Source organism: Actinoplanes sp. NPDC048791 (genome assembly GCF_040650095.1).
Classification (GTDB): domain Bacteria; phylum Actinomycetota; class Actinomycetes; order Mycobacteriales; family Micromonosporaceae; genus Actinoplanes.
In genome coordinates this window covers 1-3,436 of the sequence record NZ_JBEZGQ010000890.1, presented here as the reverse complement: position 1 = coordinate 3,436, position 3,436 = coordinate 1, and the positions used below count along the sequence as shown (strand labels likewise).

Below are 3,436 nucleotides of genomic sequence, written 5' to 3'. Positions count from 1 at the left end.
GGGGTCAGGCCGGTCTCGCCGGGGATCACCGTGCGGCGCACGTCCCAGGCGAAGGTGGTGTCGACCGGCGCACTGCCGATCTCCAGGCCGTCCAGGGTCACCGTGACGCGGTCCGGCAGCGGGCCGGTGGCGGTGCCCTCGATGCGCCAGCGCCCGGAGTCGGTGCGGAACTCCGCCCGGTCGACGGTGATCGTGTCGGTGCCCGGCACCGACGGGCTGACCTGCACCGACACGGTGTCGGTGGCGCTACCGGCGGCCGACTGCACGGTGAGCCGGAATTCCAGCGCCCCCGCGGCGGGCGCCACGAAGGTCGCCCGGACCTCGTCGGCGCCGGTCAGGGTGACGGGCGTCCCGGTGATCTGTTCCCAGTGGTACGCGAGCCCGGCGCCGGTGCTGGCACCCGCGTCGAGGGTCACCACCTCGGCCGCCGTCGCCAGCCGGTCGGGTCCCGCCGCGGCGGTGAGCGGGTCGGGGTCCGCGGCCGGCCCGGTGACCAGTACGTGCCGGGTGTCGCTGCCGCCGTGCGAGGACGTCACGGTGATCGTGGTGGGCCCGTCGACCGCGGCGAACTCCTGCTTGCCGGCGGTGAGCGGGCCGAACCCGGCCACGGTGGAGATCCGGCCCTGGAGCGTGAACAGGTCGGTGAAGACCTTGTCGAGGTTGCCGGGGTCCGCCGGGTCCGGGGTCGCGCCGGCCACGTCACCGACGCCGGGGCCCTCGACGCGGAAGAAGTCGAAGCCCAGCGGGCTGCCGGTGACGGTGTGCTCAACCCCGCCGTCACCGAGGTAGCCGCCGGGCGCGTCCGCACTCCAGCGCAGGAACGGTGCCACCTCGCCGTCGGTCACGGCGGTGTCGAACAGCAGCGGCGCGGCGCCGACGTCGTCGGTGACGAACACCCGGCCGTTCTCGTCGGCCACCAGCGGGTCGGTCTGCCCGTACGGGTGGGTGAAGGTGTAGGCGGCGCCGGGGATGCCGCCGTCGAGGCGCACCCGGACCCGCGCGAAGACCTGCTGCTGTCGGTCGGCGACCGCGCCGGTGCCGGCGAAGGCGGCCTCCAGGGCCAGCACGACCCGGGCCCGGCCCGGCCGGGCGGAGCCGCCGATCGGCAGCTCCGCCTCGGCGAGGAAGTAGAACGCCTCGTCCGGGAAGTTGCGCGGGAAGCTGACCGGCGCGGCCGGGTCGGGCAGGTCGCCCATGGCCGGGGTACGCGGATCGAGCGGGTCGAAGGCCAGCTCGAGGCGGACCCCGGCCGTGTCCTTGTACCAGCGTGGAAAGCCGTGGCGCGGGTCGATCGGCCCGCGCGCGGACAGCCGGCTCGGATTGTGCTGCATACCGGTTCCTCCCGTGGTGTCGCACCGGTGGTAGCGGTGAGAAGGAGCACCGGGAGGTCCCGTTTGATACAGCTAGGGCACAAAAACGGCCCGTACGCAGTTGTCCTCCTTGTCCTTGAAGATCCGGTAGCCCTCGGGGGCCTGGTCGAGCGGCATGACGTGGGTGGCCAGGTGCTCGGTGATCAGCTCACCGCGGGCCATCCGGTCCAGCAGCATCGGGATGTAGCGCTGCCCGTGCATCTGCGCCCCGCGCATGGTCACGCCCTTGTTCATCAGCGCGCCGAGCGGGAACTTGTCGACGAAACCGGCGTAGACACCGAGTACGAAGACCGAGCCGCCCTTGCGGCAGGCGTGCACCGCCTCGCGGACCGCGACCGGCCGGTCGGTCTGCAGCCGCAACTGCTGCTTGAGCTGGTCGTACGCGTACTGCGGGCCCTTGCCGGCGGCCTCCATCCCGACCGCCTCGATGCAGACGTCGGGTCCCCGGCCACCACTGCGCTCGCGCAGTTCCAGGGCCACGTCGGTCCGTTCGAAGTTGAGCGTCTCGGCGCCGATGTACTTCTCGACCTGCTGGAGGCGGTTGTCAAGGCGGTCGATGACGATGACCCGTTCCGCCCCGAGCAGCACCGCGGCGCGCGCCGCCATCTGCCCGACGCCCCCGGCGCCCCACACCGCCACCACGTCTCCGGGCTTGACGCCGCCCTGTTCCGCGCCCATCCAGCCGGTGGAGGCGGCGTCCGAGGCGAACAGCGCCCGTTCGTCACTCACCTCCTCCGGCACCGCGAAGGCGCCGACGTCGGCGAACGGCACCCGGATGTATTCGGCGTGGCTGCCGGGGTTGCCGCCCATCGCGTGCGAGTAGCCGAAGCAGCCGCCGGGCGCGTGGCCCCACAGCGCCTCGGTGATCGCCGGGTTGGTGTTGCCGTTGTCGCAGAGGGAGTAGAGCTCCTGCTCGCAGAACCAGCACTTGCCGCAGGAGATGAACGACGACACGACGACCCGGTCACCGACCCGGTGGCGGCGGACGTCTGGGCCCACCTCGACCACCTCGCCGAGGAACTCGTGGCCCAGCACGTCACCCTTCTCCATGAACGGGATGTAGCCGCCGAGCAGGTGCAGGTCCGAGCCGCAGGTGACGGTGCGCCGGACCTTGACGATGATGTCGCCGGGGTTGCGCAGCTGCGGGTCGGGCACCTCACCGACGGCGAGCTTGTTGACCCCCTGCCATTGCAGTGCCTTCACAGCAGACCTCCTTCGCGGCCGTGGGCGGTGGCCTCGCGCAACGGCTTGTTGAGTGGGGTGGGCCGGGTGGTCGGACCGCCGGGCAGCAGCACGTAACCGATCTCCAGCTCCGAGCGGGCCTCGCGCAGCGCCCGCCGGATCTCGCCGGCGGACACTTTGCCGGACACCGCCCGGACCGAGAACTCGGTGCCCCGGCCGCCCGGCGCGGGCTGCCGCCGGACCTCGACGGCTTCGCCGAGGGCGGCGAGCGGGGCGGGCAGGCTGCCGGTGCCGGCGTCGTCGAACGCACGGTTGACGGTGATGACGTGGCGGCGGCCGGCCTCCTGGTCCCGGTTCCGGCGGGCCACCACGATCCTGGATGCCGTCACGGCCCCGGCGGCTGCGGCGCCGGCCGTGACGAGAGCTTTTCCGCTGATTCGCATCGATGGGGAATACCGGCGAGAGCGCCCTTTAAACAGCGTTTGTACGCCCTTCGGGAGGGGCATCCGGGCGGTCCCTTGAGACAGGAGTGAACCATGGCCAGTACCTCTCCCGCGGCCACGCGGACGCGGACCCGCATCCAGACCGCCGCGCTCGCCGTCGGCGCGGTCTTCGTGCTCGTCGGCATCCTGGGCTTCATCCCGGGCATCACCACCGACTACGACACGATGAGCTTCGCCGGGCACCACTCGGAGGCCAAGCTGCTCGGCATCTTCCAGGTGTCGATCCTGCACAACATCGTCCACCTGCTGTTCGGGCTGGCGGCCTTCGCGCTGGCCCGTACGGTTTCCGGCGCTCGCATGTACCTCATCGCCGGCGGCGCGATCTACCTCGTGCTGTGGCTGTACGGCCTGGTCGTCGGCCAGGACAGCTCGGCCAACTTC

General features: G+C 72.0%; 3 protein-coding genes and 1 pseudogene. 1 reads left to right on the top strand and 3 read right to left on the bottom strand.

All coding sequences use genetic code 11. The features are described from left to right. The 3 genes and pseudogenes from AB0C29_RS39160 to AB0C29_RS39150 form a co-directional block, all read right to left on the bottom strand. A pseudogene (locus tag AB0C29_RS39160) lies at positions 1-1,331 on the bottom strand (hypothetical protein); the annotation flags it as partial. A 72-nt stretch (positions 1,332-1,403) separates the two neighbouring features. Next, a complete protein-coding gene (locus tag AB0C29_RS39155; protein ID WP_360831645.1) occupies positions 1,404-2,573 on the bottom strand; it encodes a zinc-dependent alcohol dehydrogenase in 1,170 nt (389 codons plus the stop codon). Further along, complete coding sequence (locus AB0C29_RS39150) at positions 2,570-2,941, bottom strand: hypothetical protein (protein WP_360831642.1); 372 nt, start codon at positions 2,939-2,941, stop codon at positions 2,570-2,572. Before AB0C29_RS39150 ends, AB0C29_RS39155 begins: the two co-directional genes overlap by 4 nt. Positions 2,942-3,088: 147 nt before the next feature. Between AB0C29_RS39150 and AB0C29_RS39145 the strand changes: the two genes are divergently transcribed. Further along, on the top strand, positions 3,089-3,436 hold a 348-nt coding region (locus tag AB0C29_RS39145; protein ID WP_360831639.1), incomplete at its 3' end, for a DUF4383 domain-containing protein.